Annotated in this window: 11 protein-coding genes; 8 read left to right on the plus strand and 3 right to left on the minus strand. The window is 62.4% G+C overall.

From position 1 onward, the window contains the following. The first annotated feature begins 55 nt into the window (after positions 1–55). From M1D34_RS07770 to M1D34_RS07780, 3 genes are all read left to right on the plus strand, one after another. Positions 56–850: an aminoglycoside phosphotransferase family protein gene (locus tag M1D34_RS07770; protein ID WP_027993485.1), complete on the plus strand. Its 795-nt coding sequence runs from the start codon at positions 56–58 to the stop codon at positions 848–850. Positions 851–1,021: 171 nt separating this feature from the next. After that, positions 1,022–1,531, plus strand: a complete 510-nt coding sequence (locus tag M1D34_RS07775; RefSeq protein ID WP_010969303.1) for a GNAT family N-acetyltransferase — start codon at positions 1,022–1,024, stop codon at positions 1,529–1,531. A gap of 46 nt (positions 1,532–1,577) precedes the next feature. Further along, on the plus strand, positions 1,578–2,591 hold the full coding sequence (locus tag M1D34_RS07780) for a transglycosylase SLT domain-containing protein (protein WP_498781502.1): 1,014 nt from the start codon (positions 1,578–1,580) through the stop codon (positions 2,589–2,591). A gap of 345 nt (positions 2,592–2,936) precedes the next feature. Here M1D34_RS07780 and gyrA read toward each other — a convergent pair whose 3' ends face one another. Then, a complete protein-coding gene (gyrA, locus tag M1D34_RS07785; protein WP_027993484.1) occupies positions 2,937–5,732 on the minus strand; it encodes a DNA gyrase subunit A in 2,796 nt (931 codons plus the stop codon). Between the two features lie 285 nt (positions 5,733–6,017). On the opposite strand from gyrA, the gene M1D34_RS07790 reads away from it, so the two are divergent. Beyond that, entirely contained in the window at positions 6,018–6,647 is a 630-nt protein-coding gene (locus M1D34_RS07790; protein WP_010969300.1) for a MarC family protein, read from the plus strand. Between the two features lie 65 nt (positions 6,648–6,712). On the opposite strand, the gene M1D34_RS07795 is transcribed toward M1D34_RS07790, so the two are convergent. Next, positions 6,713–7,237, minus strand: a complete 525-nt coding sequence (locus M1D34_RS07795; RefSeq protein ID WP_003529546.1) for a single-stranded DNA-binding protein — start codon at positions 7,235–7,237, stop codon at positions 6,713–6,715. Positions 7,238–7,523: 286 nt separating this feature from the next. Between M1D34_RS07795 and uvrA the strand changes: the two genes are divergently transcribed. From uvrA to M1D34_RS07810, 3 genes are all read left to right on the plus strand, one after another. Continuing rightward, positions 7,524–10,445 (plus strand): excinuclease ABC subunit UvrA, encoded by a 2,922-nt coding sequence (uvrA, locus tag M1D34_RS07800; RefSeq protein ID WP_003529545.1) that lies wholly within the window; start codon positions 7,524–7,526, stop codon positions 10,443–10,445. 88 nt (positions 10,446–10,533) lie between these two features. After that, the gene (locus M1D34_RS07805) at positions 10,534–11,337 is read left to right on the plus strand and encodes a DUF72 domain-containing protein (protein ID WP_127541421.1); all 804 of its coding nucleotides are present in this window, start codon (positions 10,534–10,536) and stop codon (positions 11,335–11,337) included. A gap of 917 nt (positions 11,338–12,254) precedes the next feature. Continuing rightward, a complete protein-coding gene (locus M1D34_RS07810; protein WP_003529536.1) occupies positions 12,255–16,046 on the plus strand; it encodes a vitamin B12-dependent ribonucleotide reductase in 3,792 nt (1,263 codons plus the stop codon). 151 nt (positions 16,047–16,197) lie between these two features. Here M1D34_RS07810 and M1D34_RS07815 read toward each other — a convergent pair whose 3' ends face one another. After that, complete coding sequence (locus M1D34_RS07815) at positions 16,198–16,836, minus strand: glutathione S-transferase family protein (RefSeq protein WP_498781506.1); 639 nt, start codon at positions 16,834–16,836, stop codon at positions 16,198–16,200. Between the two features lie 190 nt (positions 16,837–17,026). Between M1D34_RS07815 and M1D34_RS07820 the strand changes: the two genes are divergently transcribed. Next, positions 17,027–17,185 carry a hypothetical protein gene (locus tag M1D34_RS07820; RefSeq protein ID WP_010969297.1) on the plus strand — a complete coding sequence of 53 codons (159 nt, stop codon included), beginning with the start codon at positions 17,027–17,029 and terminating at the stop codon, positions 17,183–17,185. The last annotated feature ends 128 nt before the right edge of the window (positions 17,186–17,313 follow it).

Consider the following 17,313-nt stretch of genomic DNA (forward strand, 5'->3'; position numbering starts at 1 on the left):
GAGCCCCGCCCAATGCGCGGGGCTCCTTCCGCAGCGAATCGATTATGCTGCCCCGATGTTCACGTCTTTCATCGATGAATGGTCTCTCGAGCCCGCGGGCGACCCGATCCTCACGAGGACGAGCCGGCTGCTGCCCGTTCGCTGGCGCGGCCTGCCGGCGATGCTCAAGGTGGCAGACGAGCCGGAAGAAAGGTCTGGCGGGCAGTTGATGCGATGGTGGGACGGTCACGGCGCCGCCCAGGTTTACGCCGCAACCGATAGCGCCATCCTCCTCGAACGGTCGGAGAGCCGCCGTTCGCTTTTTCATATGGCGATGACCGGCAGCGACGACGACGCCACCCGGATCGCCTGCCGCGCCGTTGCCATGCTGCATGCACCACGCCCCTCCCCGCCGGCGGGTCTCGCACCGCTCGAGCGCTGGTTCCAGGCGCTGGCCCCCGCAGCCCGCCTCCATGGCGGTATTCTCAGGACCTGCGCAGACGCTGCCCAACATCTCCTATCCACGCCCGATGTCCCGGTCGTCCTGCATGGAGACATTCACCACGGCAACATTCTCGACTTCGATGCCCGGGGCTGGCTGGCCATAGATCCCAAGGGCCTCTGTGGCGACCGCGGTTTCGATTACGCCAATCTCTTCTGCAATCCGGAGCTTCCCGTCGTAACCGCTCCGGGGCGCCTAACCAGACAGCTTGCAATCGTCGCCCATGAGGCGCGGCTGGAGCCGAAGAGGCTCCTGCAGTGGATCATCGCCTATGCCGGCCTGTCGGCGGCCTGGTTCCTTGGCGACGGAGAAAGCCCGGAAAGCACTTTAGCAGTGGCCGCGATTGCCGACGCGGAGCTGAGGGGTTAGAGCGGGATGAGGAAAAGTGTGTGCGGTTTTCCGCCCGCATCCCGCTCTCACTTTTTGGAATCGATCACGTTCATGTTTTTAGGTCGACCCGACCTAAAGACATCGTGATCTGGTGGACAAAAAGAGATTCGGCTGTTGAGCTGAAAAGTCCGCTGGACCCGGAGGAAGAGTATGGAGATCAGAGACGCCGCCGAAACCGATCTTCCGGCGATATGCGCGATCTACAATGACGCTGTGGCGAACACGACGGCGATCTGGAACGAGACCCTTGTCGACGTCGCCAATCGGAAGACCTGGTTGAAAGCACGCAATGCTGCCGGCTTCCCGGTGCTTGCCGCCCTTTCCCTTGACGGCGAGGTCGTCGGCTACGCCTCCTTTGGCGAGTGGCGCGCCTTCGACGGATACCGGCACACGGTCGAGCACTCGGTCTATGTGCGGGCGGACCAGCGCGGCGGCGGCATAGGCCGGGCGCTGATGCTCGAGCTCATCGATCGGGCCGAAGCACTTGGCAAGCACGTGATGATCGCGGGGATCGAGTCGGGAAACCTGCCGTCGATCCGTCTCCATGAGCAACTCGGTTTTCGCGAGACCGGCCATATGAAGGAGGTCGGCACGAAATTCGGCCGCTGGCTCGACCTCACCTTCATGCAACTGATCCTGCGCACCGGTTCTCCCGACTGAAAGCTTTGCAGCCCGATTTCTCGTCCGCAACGAAGATGCTATCTATATGCACTCGTTGGTCGCCGAGGGCCGCATGGTCGAGTACGAAAAGGCAGGCACAAGCCGCATCCGGAGCACCCTGAAAGGACATCTGGCACGCGTCGCCGCGGCCGTATTGTCCGTGGTCATGTGTTTTGTCTCCGCTCATTCCGGGACCGCGGAGGCACGCACCGACGCGCCGGCTCCGCCGCGGAAATGCCTCTACTCGGGGGTGTCCACAGAAAACCCCTTCCTCCGTCTCTGCATCACCCCCGACAATTTCGCCCGGGACGTCTGCGGCATCATCGAACATTATGCCAAGGCGAACGACCTGCCCGCCGCTTTCTTCGCCCGTCTGATCTGGCGCGAAAGCCTTTTCCAGCCGGACGCCATCAGCCCGAAGGGCGCAGAAGGAATTGCCCAGTTCATGCCCGCGACGGCAAAGCTGCGCGGCCTGTCGGACAGCTTCAACGCGGTGGCGGCGCTGGGCAAATCCGCCGAGTATCTGAGCGAGCTCAAGTCCCGTTACGGCAATCTCGGTTTTGCGGCGGCGGCCTACAATGCCGGCGAAGCAGGCCTGGAGCGCTTCCTGGAAAAAGACCGCTTACCCTATGAAACGCGGGATTACGTGCTGGCGATCACCGCCTATTCCGTCGAAGACTGGCGCGACAATCCACCGAAGTCGCTCAACATCGAACTCGACAAGGACAAAAGCTTCCTCGATGGCTGCGTCGCGCTCGCCAATACGCGGCGCTTGCGCGAGCTGGTTATCGCCGATGAAGCCGTCTGGGCGCCCTGGGGCGTTCAGCTTTCGGCCCACTATCAGAAATCCATGGCGCAGCGGCTGTTCCTGAATGCCGTGAAAAGATTGCCCGCTCCGATCAACAGCGAAAAGGCGGTTCTGGTGCGGGAGCGCAATGCCAGCTTCGGATCCAGGCGCCGCTACGCTGCCCGCATCGGCCGGCAGACGCGCGCCGAGGCCGATCAGCTTTGCGCCGCCATACGAAAAAGCGGCGGCGCCTGCGTCGTTTTCAAGAATTGACGGCGCCTTTCGGCGGTACCACGATGGAACGAGGATGTGCTTGATCTGCTTATCCCTGTGCTCGTCACAGGGATCCAGCCAAGCCAAGTCCTTGGGCCGAAAGATCATTTCCCCGCGCCGCAGACGCGACGCTGCCCTCATCTCTGTGACAAGCACAGAGATGAGGGCGAGGAGAGATTGCAGTCCCGGATACGTTTCCTAGTAGGCCGCGCAGTGTAGGCCGCGCAGTCGGCACTCGAAGAACTCAAGCCCAACCCCGAGCGCATCTTCTGAAGGTGACCTTTGCACATATGATAAGACCCGCCGCTGGATAGCGGCGGGCCTGAAATCGTTCCTGCGCTTCGATCACTCGTCCGGTGTCGACGTGGTGTCCGGCGGCGACTCCGGTTCGGCCATGACGCCTTCGGCACCTACGGCTTCGATCTCCTCGTCGCCATCTGGCTCGGTGATCCGCTCGACCGAAACGACCTTCTCGTCCTTGGCGGTGGAGAAAATGGTCACGCCCTTGGTGGCGCGGCTCGCCAGGCGAATGCCTTCCACCGGCACCCGGATGAGCTGGCCTCCATCGGAAACGAGCATGATCTGGTCGTTGTGCTCGATCGGGAAGGCGGCGACGAGTTCGCCGATTTCCGCCGTCTTCGAGGTATCGGTGGCGCGAATGCCCTTGCCGCCGCGGCCTGAAGTACGGAAGTCGTAGGACGAGGAACGCTTGCCGAAGCCTTTCACCGAGACCGTCAGGATGAATTGCTCGCGCGCCTTCAGTTCCTCGTAGCGCTCGTTGGTGAGTTCGCCGCCATTGGTGACCTCCTCGCCGACAAGCACGATTTCCTCTTCTTCACCGGTCAAGGCGCGACGCTCCGCGGCCGATCGCTTCAGATAGGCGGCACGCTCCCACGGCTCGGCTTCGACGTGAGCGACGATGGCCATCGAGATGATCCGGTCGCCGTCGCCGAGCGAAATGCCGCGAACGCCGATCGAGTTGCGGCCCGCGAAGACGCGGACATCGGCGACAGGGAAGCGGATGCACTGGCCGAGCGCCGTCGTGAGCACCACGTCGTCGAACTCGGTGCAGGTGTCGACCGAGAGGATCTCGTCGCCCTCCTCCTCGAGCTTCATCGCGATCTTGCCGTTGCGGTTGACCTGGACGAAGTCGGAGAGCTTGTTGCGACGGACCGTGCCGCGGGTCGTCGAGAACATGACGTCGAGGTTTTCCCAGGTCGTCTCGTCCTCGGGCAGCGGCATGATCGTGGTGATGCGCTCGCCGGGTTCCAGCGGCAGCATGTTGATCAGCGCCTTGCCGCGCGACTGCGGCGTCCCGATCGGAAGCCGCCAGACCTTCTCCTTGTAGACGATGCCGCGGGAGGAGAAGAACAGAACCGGCGTGTGCGTATTGGCGACGAACAGCCTGGTAACGAAATCCTCGTCGCGGGTGGCCATGCCCGAGCGACCCTTGCCGCCGCGGCGCTGCGCCCGATAGGTCGTCAGCGGCACACGCTTGATGTAGCCCAGATGGGACACGGTCACCACCATGTCCTCCTGCGCGATCAGGTCCTCGTCGTCCATGTCCGGACCGCCTTCGGCGATCTCGGTGCGGCGCGGCGTGCCGAACTCGTCTCGGACTGCGGTAAGCTCGTTCTTGACGATCTGCATGATGCGGAGCCGGGACGACAGGATGTCGAGGTAATCCTTGATCTCCTCGCCGATCTTGTTGAGTTCGTCGCCGATCTCGTCGCGGCCGAGCGCGGTCAGGCGCTGCAGGCGCAGGTCGAGGATCGCGCGGGCCTGTTCTTCGGACAAGTTATAGGTAGCGTCGTCGTTGATCCGGTGGCGCGGGTCGTCGATCAGCCGGATGAGCGCATCGACGTCGTGCGCCGGCCAGCGGCGCTCCATCAGCTGTTCGCGCGCGGTCTGCGGATCCGGCGCCTGGCGGATGAGCTTGATCACCTCGTCGATATTCGCGACGGCAATCGCGAGACCGACCAGCACATGCGCCCGCTCGCGCGCCTTGCGCAGCAGGTATTTCGTGCGCCGGCTGACGACGTCCTCGCGGAAGGAGACGAAGGCGCGCAGCATGTCGAGCAGCGTCATCTGCTCCGGCTTGCCGCCGTTCAGCGCCACCATGTTGCAGCCGAAAGAGGTCTGCAGGGGCGTGTAGCGGTAAAGCTGGTTGAGGATGACTTCGGCGTTGGCGTCGCGCTTCAGTTCGATGACGACGCGATAGCCCTGGCGGTCGGATTCGTCGCGAAGATCGGAGATGCCCTCGATCCGCTTCTCGCGGACGAGCTCGGCCATCTTCTCGATCATCGTCGCCTTGTTCACCTGATAGGGGATCTCGGTAATGATGATCTGCTCGCGATCGCCGCGCATCGGCTCGATATGGGCACGCCCGCGCATGATGACGGAGCCGCGGCCGGTCTCGTAGGCCTGACGGATGCCCGAACGGCCGAGGATCAGCGCCCCGGTCGGAAAATCCGGTCCCGGAATGATCTGCATCAGCTCCGGCAGCTCGATCGCGGGATTGTCGATCAGGGCGATACAGCCGTCGATCACCTCTACGAGGTTATGCGGCGGGATATTGGTCGCCATGCCGACGGCGATGCCACCGGCGCCGTTGACGAGCAGGTTCGGGAACTTTGCCGGGACGACGACGGGCTCGTGCAAGGTGCCGTCGTAGTTGTCGCGGAAATCGACCGTGTCCTTGTCGAGATCGTCCAGCAGCGAATGCGCCGCCTTCTGCAGCCGGCACTCGGTATAACGCTCCGCCGCCGGCGGATCGCCGTCCACGGAGCCGAAGTTGCCCTGACCGTCGATCAGCGGCAGCCGCAGAGACCAGTCCTGCGCCATGCGTGCGAGCGCATCGTAAATCGCCGTGTTGCCGTGCGGATGGTATTTACCCATCACGTCACCGGTGACGCGGGCGCATTTTACGTATTTCTTGTTCCAGTCGATGCCGAGCTCGCTCATCCCGTAGAGGATGCGGCGGTGAACGGGTTTGAGACCGTCGCGCACATCGGGAAGCGCACGCGACACGATCACGCTCATGGCGTAATCGAGATACGACCGCTGCATTTCCTCGATGATGGAAATCGGCTCGATGCCTGGCGGATTTTTTCCGCCGCCGGGGGTGCTTTGCTCAGTCAATGGTGATCACGATCTTTGTTCAGAATCAGTCGGTTTTTTATAGCCGAATGCGGCTCGGAGCGCCAATTTTCGGCCGGTGTTTTGAACAGTCTTTTGCCGCAGGAACAGGCTTTTCTAGGGCAAGGAAAGGAGCTCGCAAGGAAAGCTGCGCGCCTCGGGGATGGCGCTGGTTTAAGCCATTGCGTTGCGCTTGGCTACCCGCTCTTTCCAAGCTCGCATCGCTTGCCTAACAATGCGGGCCACACCACCGGGAATAGCCGGGGTAAAATCCGGAAGGGGACACGGATGTTCGACGTCGATCTCTTGATCAATGCGCTGACGACGCTGCTCGTCACGCTTGATCCGCCCGGCCTTGCGCCGATCTTCCTGAGCCTGACCGTCGGCTTGAGCCGGCAGCAGCGCTTCCAGGTCGCGACCCGCGGCTCGCTCATCGCTTTTTTCATCCTCGCCGCCTTTGCGCTTTTCGGCGACGGCATCCTCGGTCTGCTCGGCATCTCGATCGGCGCCTTCCGGATCGCCGGCGGCATGCTGCTCTTCTGGATCGCCTTCGAGATGATTTTCGAGAAACGCCAGGAGCGAAAGGAGAAGGCCGGGGAAACGGCGATCACGAAGGACCACCTCCACAATATCGCGGTCTTCCCTCTCGCACTGCCCCTGATTGCCGGGCCGGGAGCGATCTCGGCAACCATCCTTCTCGGCAGCTCATTTCCCTCGGCACTGGAGCGGGTGCAGCTCATCGTCGTCATCGCCGCATCGATGGCGATACTGTTCCTGGCGCTGGTGATCGCCGAGCGTATCGACCGGTTCCTGGGCGTCACCGGCCGGGCGATCCTCACCCGCCTCCTCGGCGTCATCCTTGCCGCACTCGCCGTTCAATTCGTCGTGGACGGCGTGCGTTCGGCGTTTCAGGTCTGAACGCACAACGAGAACGGCCCGCAACGAAGCGGGCCGGATGGTCTCGGACTGGCTGGCGCAGTCGATCAGAACGGAATGTCGTCGTCGAGATCGCGCGAGAAGTTGCCGCCCTGGTTCGGCTGGTTCGATTGACCGCCGGACCGGGCGCCGCCCGAGGAGGGCCGCGACTGATCGTATTCCTCGTAGCCGCCACCGCCGTAGTCGCTGCCGCCGCGACCTGCGCCGCCGCCCTCGCCTCCGCGGCCGTCGAGCATCGTCAGGGTCGAGTTGAAGCCCTGAAGGACGACTTCGGTCGAATAGCGGTCATTGCCGGTCTGATCCTGCCACTTGCGCGTCTGCAGCTGGCCTTCGATGTAGAGCTTGGCGCCTTTCTTCACATATTGTTCGACGACCTTGCAGAGGCCTTCGTTGAAGACGACGACCGTGTGCCACTCCGTCTTCTCGCGGCGCTCGCCCGAATTGCGGTCGCGCCAGGTCTCGGACGTGGCAATTCTGAGGTTGGCGATCGGCCGGCCGTCCTGCGTGCGCCGGATTTCCGGGTCGGCCCCGACGTTTCCGATCAAGATCACCTTGTTGACGCTACCAGCCATATCGCTTTTCCCGTTTTTGCCGCCGGACCGCTCGGCCGGCTCTCCAATGTCTCATGAGCGAACACCTTAACGGCCCGCCGCCGCCGATACGCCCCGTATCGCGCATAATCCACAGCTGATTTGGCGTGGATATGGCAGAGTTTGTTCTTTTTTTGTTCTAATATTCCTCTATGATCCTGTCAACCGAATCGCAATTGAGCCGCCTCTTTTGCCGATTGCGCCTCGACATGGGCGCGGCCGTCATTACATAGGGGGCTTTCAACCGACATACAAAGCTGGCCTTCCGATGAGCGAACTCAAGACCATCTCCATTCGCGGCGCTCGCGAGCACAATCTCAAGGGCATCGACCTTGATCTGCCGCGCAACAAGCTGATCGTGATGACCGGCCTTTCGGGCTCCGGGAAATCGTCGCTCGCCTTCGACACGATCTACGCCGAGGGCCAGCGGCGCTATGTCGAGAGCCTCTCGGCCTATGCGCGCCAGTTCCTGGAAATGATGCAGAAGCCCGACGTCGATCAGATCGACGGGCTCTCGCCGGCGATCTCGATCGAGCAGAAGACCACGTCGCGCAACCCGCGTTCGACCGTCGGAACCGTTACCGAGATCTACGACTATCTGCGCCTGCTCTTCGCGCGCGTCGGCGTGCCCTATTCTCCCGCCACAGGCCTGCCGATCGAAAGCCAGACCGTCAGCCAGATGGTCGACCGGGTGCTGGAGTTCGGCGAGGGGACGCGCCTCTACATGCTGGCCCCGCTCGTGCGCGGGCGCAAGGGCGAGTACAGGAAAGAGCTCGCCGAGTTGATGAAGAAGGGCTTCCAGCGCGTAAAGGTAGACGGGCAATTTTACGAGATTGCCGACGTGCCGGCGCTCGACAAGAAGTACAAGCACGACATCGACGTGGTCGTCGACCGTGTCGTGGTGCGGCCCGATATCGGAACCCGTCTCGCCGACAGTATCGAAACCTGTCTTACGCTCGCCGACGGCTTGGCGATCGCCGAATTCGCCGACCGCCCCCTGCCTCCGGAAGAGACCTCCGCCGGCGGCTCGGCCAACAAGTCGCTGAACGAAACGCATGAGCGGGTGCTGTTTTCCGAGAAGTTCGCCTGTCCCGTCTCGGGTTTCACCATTCCCGAGATCGAACCGCGGCTTTTCTCCTTTAACAATCCCTTCGGAGCCTGCACGACCTGCGACGGGCTGGGCAGCCAGCAGAAGATCGACGAGGCGCTGATCGTTCCGGAGCCGAACCGCACCCTCAGGGACGGCGCCATTGCACCCTGGGCGAAATCCACGTCGCCCTACTACAACCAGACGCTCGAGGCCCTCGGCACGGTTTTCGGCTTCAAGCTCGGCAGCCGCTGGAGCGAGCTTTCCGAGGAAGCACAGGAAGCTATTCTCCACGGAACGAAGGACAAGATCACCTTCCACTATCAGGACGGCGCCCGATCCTACAACACGACGAAGACGTTCGAGGGCATCGTGCCGAATCTCGAACGCCGCTGGAAGGAGACCGACAGCGCCTGGGCGCGCGAGGAGATCGAGCGCTATATGTCGGCGGCCCCCTGCCCCGCCTGTGCCGGTTACCGGCTGAAACCGGAAGCGCTTGCCGTCAAGATCCACGCGCTGCATATCGGCGAGGTCTCCGAAATGTCGATCCGCGCCGCACGCGACTGGTTCGAGGTCCTGCCCGAGCATCTCAGCACGAAGCAGAACGAGATCGCCGTGCGCATCCTCAAGGAGATCCGCGAGCGCCTGCGCTTCCTGAACGACGTCGGCCTCGAGTATCTGAGCCTCTCGCGCAATTCCGGCACGCTTTCGGGCGGCGAAAGCCAGCGCATCCGGCTCGCGTCGCAGATCGGCTCAGGGCTGACGGGCGTTCTCTATGTTCTCGACGAGCCCTCGATCGGCCTGCACCAGCGCGACAATGCCCGCCTCCTGGATACGCTGCGGCATCTGCGCGATATCGGCAACACGGTCATCGTGGTGGAGCATGACGAGGATGCGATCCTGACGGCCGATTATGTCGTCGACATCGGCCCGGCGGCCGGCATTCACGGTGGCGAGGTCATTGCGGAAGGGACCCCTTCCGATATCATGTCCAATCCGAAGTCGTTGACGGGGAAATATCTCTCCGGCGAGCTTTCCGTTGCCGTGCCCGGCGAACGGCGCAAACCGAAGAAGAAAAAGGAAGTCACCGTCGTCGGCGCGCGTGCCAACAATCTGAAGAACGTGACCGCGTCGATCCCGCTCGGTGTCTTCACCGCCGTCACCGGCGTATCGGGCGGGGGCAAGTCCACCTTCCTGATCGAGACGCTCTACAAGGCTGCCGCCCGCCGCGTCATGGGCGCGCGCGAAAATCCGGCCGAACACGACCGCATCGACGGCTTCGAGCATATCGACAAGGTGATCGACATCGACCAGTCGCCGATCGGGCGCACGCCGCGCTCCAACCCGGCGACCTATACCGGAGCCTTCACGCCCATTCGCGACTGGTTTGCCGGGTTGCCGGAAGCAAAGGCGCGCGGCTACCAGCCGGGCCGCTTCTCCTTCAACGTCAAGGGCGGCCGCTGCGAGGCCTGCCAGGGCGACGGCGTCATCAAGATCGAGATGCACTTCCTGCCGGATGTCTACGTCACCTGCGACGTCTGTCACGGCAAGCGCTACAATCGCGAGACGCTGGACGTTCACTTCAAGGGCAAGTCGATCGCCGATGTGCTCGACATGACGGTGGAGGAAGGCGTCGAGTTCTTCGCGGCCGTTCCGGCGGTGCGCGACAAGCTGGTGACACTGAACCAGGTGGGCCTCGGCTATATCAAGATCGGCCAGCAGGCGAACACACTTTCAGGCGGCGAGGCCCAGCGCGTCAAGCTCGCCAAGGAGCTGTCGAAACGCTCAACCGGGCGCACGCTCTATATTCTGGACGAGCCGACAACCGGCTTGCATTTCCACGACGTAGCCAAGCTTCTTGAAGTTCTGCATGAGCTCGTCAATCAGGGTAATTCCGTGGTGGTCATCGAGCACAATCTCGAAGTCATCAAGACGGCCGACTGGATCATCGACTTCGGCCCGGAAGGCGGCGACGGCGGTGGCGAGGTCATTGCGCAAGGGACGCCGGAAGAGGTCGTGAAGGAGCCGCGCTCCTATACCGGCCAGTTCCTGAAGGAGCTTCTGGAGCGCCGGCCGGTGAAGAAGGTGGTTGCGGCGGAGTGATGCGTGGCCTCCTGAAGCGGGTGGCGTCTCTGATTCGCCCCGGCTACAGCGGTTTTGCGTGTCTGAGTGAGCATCGAGGAGGAAGAGGATGGCAAATTCGGGACAGATCCGTGTCGGCATCGGCGGATGGAACTTCGAACCCTGGGAAGGCACCTTCTATCCGGACGATCTTCCGAAAAAGCGGCAGCTCGAATTCGCCGGCAAGGAATTGCGGACGATCGAGGTCAACGGCACCTATTACAGCTCACAGAAGCCGGCGACTTTTGCCAAGTGGGCGGCGGAGGTTCCCGACGGCTTCATTTTTTCGCTGAAGGCCAGCCGCTTCGTGACAAATCGCAGGGTCCTGTCCGAAGCCGGTGAATCCATGGAGCGGTTCCTGACGCAGGGGCTGACGGAACTCGGCGACCGCCTCGGTCCCATTCTCTGGCAGTTCGCGCCGACCAAGAAATTCGATGCGGAGGATTTCGAGGGATTCCTGAAGCTCCTGCCGGAAAAGCAGGACGGCCTGAAGCTCCGCCACGTGGTCGAAGTCCGCAACCCCAGCTTCAAGGTTCCGGACTTCGTCAAGCTCATTGAAAAATACAAGGTTGCCGTCGTTCTCGCCGAGCATGCGGACTACCCGATGATCGCCGATGTCACGGGTGATTTCGTCTATGCACGGCTGCAGAAGGGCAGCGACGAGGTGAAGACCTGCTATCCGCCGAAAGATCTCGATCGCTGGGCCGAGCGGCTGAAGACCTTTGCCGCCGGCGGTGAGCCGGACGACCTGGAGAAAGCTGCGCCGGAACGCCAGCCCGAGACGGCACCCCGCGACGTCTTTGCCTTCTTCATCACCTCAGGCAAGGTCAACGCTCCCAACGGCGCTAGGGAACTGCAGAAACGCGTGGGCTAAGGCCTGTTGAGATTCGGGATTCCCGCCGCGGCTTGTTTGATTACCTCATCCCTGTGCTCGTCACAGGGATCCAGCCAGACCAAGTCCTTGGGCTGAAAGAACGCTTTCCGCGCCGCAGACGCGGCGCTGCTGGATCTCTGTGACAAGCACAGAGATGAGGCAGGAGAGATTGCAGTCCTCCGATACGTTTCCTGAACCTAGGCGCCCCGCAACTAAAATCGTTAACGTGATCGATTCTAATGAGTTAAGACGCGGGGTGCGGGCGCCAGGGGAGTCCCAACGTCGCCCCTCGACTTGATACTGCTGGTACCGCCGAATCACCAAAACGGGCCGCATCACACACCCACCTGATTCGCAATCGCGAGTAGCGCTAGGCCGCGTCTTGTACCCGCTTTTTCATCCATAAAAATTTGAATTTGGGCCTGCCGCTAGCTCATCTTCGCAGGCAAGCGGTGGAAGTCCCTGTTTTTCAACGGATTGATCGATGTCCCCGTTTTCCACAGTCGACCCACACAAGATATAGCGCTCAAACTTCCGTCACAAACCACCCCTTGACGCCCCGAGGCGATTCACGGTTAATGGATTTCACGTTGCGACGGCGGCGGACCGGGAAGTTCAGAGGCCGGTTCACACCCCCAAATCGTCGGTTCCGACATGCGGCCCGGGCGGATGACCCCGAGCGGCTGCAGTGGCGGAATTTTGCGCGAAATTTGGGTCGCTCAAGCGGCATTTCGAGCTGGCGTAAAGAGCCTGTTAATACTATATTTAGTGTTTGCAGCCAGCATCATCACAAGATACAGGATTACCCAGGAGCTGGGTTTCCTCACATCGACAGAAATTTTCAGGCTGGCTGCGAGATCCATCGCGGCCGGGCGAGGTTAACTGCGCTTTAGCGCATGGCAACAAAGGACGGGACAATGAAGATCGAGCGTCGTTTCACGAAGGCAGGGCAATCCGCCTATGCCGAGATTGAGTTCCGCAAGGCGACGAGTGAGATCAAGAACCCGGACGGGTCCGTGGTCTTCCGCCTTGCGGATATCGACGTGCCGGCGCAGTTCTCGCAGGTCGCCGCCGATATTCTCGCCCAGAAATATTTCCGCAAGGCCGGTGTGCCGGCAAAGCTGAAGCGTGTCGAGGAAAACGACGTGCCGTCCTTCCTCTGGCGCTCGGTTCCGGACAACGACGCGCTGAAGGCGCTGCCGAAGGAAGAGCAGTACGGCTCCGAAACCGATGCCCGCCAGGTTTTCGATCGCCTGGCCGGCACCTGGGCCTATTGGGGCTGGAAGGGCGGCTATTTCGACACGGAAGAGGACGCCAGCGCCTTTCGCGACGAGCTCGCCTACATGCTCGCCACCCAGCGCGTTGCTCCGAACTCGCCGCAATGGTTCAACACCGGCCTCCACTGGGCCTATGGCATCGACGGCCCCGGCCAGGGCCATTTCTACGTCGATCCCTTCACCGGCAAGCTGACGAAGTCGAAGTCCGCTTACGAACACCCGCAGCCGCACGCCTGCTTCATTCAGTCGGTCGCGGACGACCTCGTCAACGAGGGCGGCATCATGGATCTCTGGGTGCGTGAGGCGCGCCTCTTCAAATACGGCTCCGGCACCGGCTCCAACTTCTCGCATCTGCGCGCCGAAGGCGAAAGGCTCTCGGGCGGCGGCAAGTCCTCCGGGCTCATGAGCTTCCTGAAGATCGGCGACCGCGCCGCGGGCGCCATCAAGTCGGGCGGCACGACGCGCCGCGCCGCCAAGATGGTCGTCGTCGACATCGACCATCCCGACATCGAGGAATACATCAACTGGAAGGTCAAGGAAGAGCAGAAGGTCGCCGCCCTCGTCACCGGCTCCAAGATCGTCGCCAAGCACCTGAAGGCGATCATGAAGGCCTGCATCAATTGCGACGGCAGCGACGATGCCTGCTTCGATCCCAAGCAGAACCCGGCGCTGAAGCGCGAGATCCGTGCCGCCAAGCAGGCGCTGGTTCCGGAAAACTATGTCAAGCGCGTCATCCAGTTCGCGCGGCAGGGCTATAAGGACATCCAATTCAAGACCTATGACACGGATTGGGATTCGGAGGCCTATCTCACGGTTTCCGGCCAGAACTCCAACAACTCGGTCTCGATCAAGGACGACTTCCTGCGCGCCGTGGAGGCGGATGGCGATTGGCACCTGACCGCCCGCAAGGACGGCCGCGTCATGAAGACCCTGAAGGCGCGCGACCTCTGGGAGTCGATCTCCCACGCCGCCTGGGCCTCGGCCGATCCCGGCCTGCACTTCAACACGACGATGAACGACTGGCACACCTGCCCGGCTGCAGGCCCGATCCGCGCCTCCAACCCGTGCTCGGAATACATGTTCCTGGACGACACGGCCTGCAATCTCGCCTCGCTCAACCTGATGCAGTTCAAGGATGCCGCGACCAAGCGGATCAATATCGGCGACTACGAGCATGCCGTCCGTCTCTGGACCGTCGTTCTCGAAGTCTCTGTGATGATGGCGCAGTTCCCGTCCCGCGAGATCGCCGAGCTCTCCTACGAATACCGCACGCTCGGCCTCGGCTATGCGAATATCGGCGGCCTGCTGATGTCGTCAGGCATTCCCTATGACTCCCCCGAGGGCCGCGCCATCGCCGGCGCGCTGACCGCGATCATGACCGGCGTCGCCTATGCCACCTCTGCCGAGATCTCCGCAAAGCTCGGCCCCTTCCCCGGCTTTGCGCCGAACCGCGACAACATGCTGCGCGTCATGCGCAATCACCGCCGCGCGGCTCACGGCGAGACCGCCGGCTATGAGGGCCTGTCCGTCAACCCGGTCGCGCTCGTCCACGGCGATTGCCCGGACCAGGACCTGATCGCCCATGCCAAGGGCGCCTGGGACAAGGCGGTCGAGCTGGGCGAGAAGCACGGCTACCGCAACGCCCAGGCCACCGTGATCGCGCCGACCGGTACGATCGGGCTCGTCATGGATTGCGACACGACCGGCATCGAGCCCGATTTCGCCCTGGTGAAATTCAAGAAGCTCGCCGGCGGCGGCTATTTCAAGATCATCAACCGCGCGGTTCCCGAGGCGTTGCGCACGCTCGGCTACTCGGAAAGCCAGATCGCCGAGATGGAGGCATATGCCGTCGGCCACGGTAACCTCAACCAGGCCCCGGCCATCAATCCCACGACGCTCAAGGCCAAGGGCTTCACCGACGAGAAGATCGAAGCCGTCAATGCGGCGCTTAAGGCTGCCTTCGACATCAAGTTCGTCTTCAACCAGTGGACGCTCGGCGCCGACTTCCTGAAGGAGACGCTGAAGGTCAGCGATGAGCAGCTCGCCTCGATGGACTTCAACCTGCTCGAGCATCTGGGCTTCTCCAGGAAGGACATCGAAGCCGCCAACATCCATGTCTGCGGCGCGATGACGCTCGAAGGGGCACCGTTCCTGAAAGCAGAGCACCTGCCGGTCTTCGATTGCGCCAATCCCTGCGGCAAGATCGGCAAGCGCTATCTCTCGGTCGAAAGCCATATCCGCATGATGGCGGCAGCCCAGCCCTTCATTTCTGGCGCAATCTCCAAGACGATCAACATGCCGAACGAGGCGACCGTCGAGGATTGCAAGAACGCCTACATGCTCTCCTGGAAGCTCGCGCTGAAGGCGAATGCGCTCTACCGTGACGGTTCCAAGCTCTCGCAGCCGCTGAACGCCTCGCTGATCGAGGACGAGGAAGACGAGGACGCGATCGAGGAGCTGATGCAGGCGCCGGCAGCCGCCCAGGCGGTCGCCGTCACCGAGAAGATCATCGAGCGCGTCATCGAGAAGGTGGTGCGCGCCCGCGAGAAACTGCCAAACCGCCGCCAGGGCTATACCCAGAAGGCGATCGTCGGCGGCCACAAGGTGTATCTGCGCACCGGCGAATTCGGCGATGGACGGCTCGGCGAGATCTTCATCGACATGCACAAGGAAGGTGCGGCCTTCCGGGCGATGATGAACAACTTCGCCATCGCCATCTCGCTCGGCCTGCAATATGGCGTGCCGCTCGAGGAATATGTGGAGGCCTTCACCTTCACCAAGTTCGAGCCGGCCGGCATGGTCCAGGGCAACGACGCGATCAAGAACGCGACGTCGATCCTCGACTATGTCTTCCGCGAGCTTGCCGTTTCCTATCTCGGCCGCCACGACCTTGCTCACGTCGACACCTCCGACTTCAGCAATACCGCGCTCGGCCGCGGCATTCAGGAAGGCAAGACCAACCTCGTCTCCACCGGCTGGACCCGCGGCTACAAGCCGTCCATCGTCGGCGGCACCGGCGAGCGCTCCGAACCGAAGGGTGCGTCGACGGCCGCCCCGGCCCGCGCCTCGGCCGGCGCTTCCGTAACCTCGATCTCCGGCAATGCCGTGCGCAAGCTGGAGCCGGCAATCGCCGCCGCCACTTCCGAAGTCGTCGCCTTCAAGCGCGATTACGAGGAACGAGCCGTCGAACTCGCCGAGGAGATTGCCGAAGAGGCGGAACAGGAGGTGACTGCCCTCTTTTCCGACAAGGCCGCGGCAGAGGCCGCTGCGGCGAAGTCCGAGGCAAAGAAAGTCGAAGCCGAACGCCGCGCCCGCTCGATCATGCAGGGCTATACCGGCAACATGTGCTCCGAGTGCCAGAACTTCACGATGGTCAGGAATGGCACGTGCGAGAAGTGCGACACATGCGGCGCCACGAGCGGGTGCAGCTGAGACAGCGGCAGAAGTTGTAGTAGTCAGCCATTGGTTACGACGCACAGCCACTGAAATGACGCAGTAATCGATATGGCCGCCTCCCTGGAAGCGGCCATATCTATGTTCTGCACAGGGATATCCGCGGGCTTCACGGAAGAGGAAACTCAGGCTATGCGGGCCGCGTCTCCATCATCGAGCGCCTCACCGACATCCGCGCCCACCACGCCGCCAGCATCTCGTGCTCCCGGAGCATTTCCTGCCCTTCCGGCGCCCTGAGGAAGTAGTCGAATATCGGGGCGGCATAGAGGTCGGCGAGCGACATGGTCTCGCCTGCGAGCCATGGCGCCGTTCCCATAATTTCGGAAATCGCCTTGAGGCAGGTCCTTGCTTTCGGCAGCGCAGCGGCGATTGCGTTCTCGTCAGCGGCCGCGCCGCTCGCCGGCTTTGAGAAGCGTTCCACGTAGACTCCCCAGACCAGAGTGGGATAGGCGTAGTTGTCGGCGATACTCATCAGCTGGTTGCAGCGGGCGCGCTCCCGCGGATCGAGAGGTTGAAGCCTCCTCCCGTCGAACACGTCATCGACGTAGCGCGTTATCGCGCCGGTCTCGTAAAGCCTGAAGCCCTCATATTCGAAGGCAGGGATGCGACCGAAGGGATGCCGCTCCAGATAGTCCTGTGGCGGGCCATCGCTCGCGAAGATGTCTACGGGGACGAGTTCGTAGTCCGTTCCCTTCTCGGCCAGCGCCAGCCGCACGATCCGCACGTAAACGCTGTACTCCGCTCCGAACAGGCGCGGCCTTCCGGTCATTGCAGCCCTCCCCGTTGCCTGAAGATTTCGACCTGATGATGTAGCACCACTTCCAGGCATCAATGTGCGGAAGCGGCAGCCGGCTGTCACTCCGAAAGGAAAAAGCAAAAGAGTCAATGTGAAAGCGATGGACGGGCGGCTCAGGATACCGCAATTTATGCGCGTCTGACGAAGCAGAATCGGAGAGTTCATGCCCCTCAAATATCTGACCGCCCTATTGGCGCTTGCCGTCCTGTCGGGGTGCACCAGCACCGGCGGAAACAACACGACCTATGCTCAGTGGTACGGGCCGAATCCCGTTCCCAATTTCAGCGCCGCGAGCCCCGGTGGTGTTCGCGTAGGCTATTAAGCACCCGGACCGGCCAAGGACGCTCGCGGAATTGCGCAGCGGCCGATGTTCTTCAAGGTGTGGGTGAACCGGTTCCCTGACGGAGGCGGCGCAGTCGCAGCGCCTCCGTTTTTGCCGTGCGAGCCGGC

Source organism: Ensifer sp. D2-11, from assembly GCF_054161295.1.

Excerpts from the sequence above, each read along its gene's own strand:
- M1D34_RS07795 (WP_003529546.1), bottom strand. The coding sequence starts at position 7,237 with ATGGCTGGTAGCGTCAACAAGGTGATCTTGATCGGAAACGTCGGGGCC.
- M1D34_RS07820 (WP_010969297.1), top strand. The coding sequence starts at position 17,027 with ATGCCCCTCAAATATCTGACCGCCCTATTGGCGCTTGCCGTCCTGTCG.
- M1D34_RS07790 (WP_010969300.1), top strand. The coding sequence starts at position 6,018 with ATGTTCGACGTCGATCTCTTGATCAATGCGCTGACGACGCTGCTCGTC.
- M1D34_RS07810 (WP_003529536.1), top strand. The coding sequence starts at position 12,255 with ATGAAGATCGAGCGTCGTTTCACGAAGGCAGGGCAATCCGCCTATGCC.
- M1D34_RS07770 (WP_027993485.1), top strand. The coding sequence starts at position 56 with ATGTTCACGTCTTTCATCGATGAATGGTCTCTCGAGCCCGCGGGCGAC.
- M1D34_RS07815 (WP_498781506.1), bottom strand. The coding sequence starts at position 16,836 with ATGACCGGAAGGCCGCGCCTGTTCGGAGCGGAGTACAGCGTTTACGTG.
- M1D34_RS07805 (WP_127541421.1), top strand. The coding sequence starts at position 10,534 with ATGGCAAATTCGGGACAGATCCGTGTCGGCATCGGCGGATGGAACTTC.
- M1D34_RS07775 (WP_010969303.1), top strand. The coding sequence starts at position 1,022 with ATGGAGATCAGAGACGCCGCCGAAACCGATCTTCCGGCGATATGCGCG.
- uvrA (WP_003529545.1), top strand. The coding sequence starts at position 7,524 with ATGAGCGAACTCAAGACCATCTCCATTCGCGGCGCTCGCGAGCACAAT.
- M1D34_RS07780 (WP_498781502.1), top strand. The coding sequence starts at position 1,578 with ATGCACTCGTTGGTCGCCGAGGGCCGCATGGTCGAGTACGAAAAGGCA.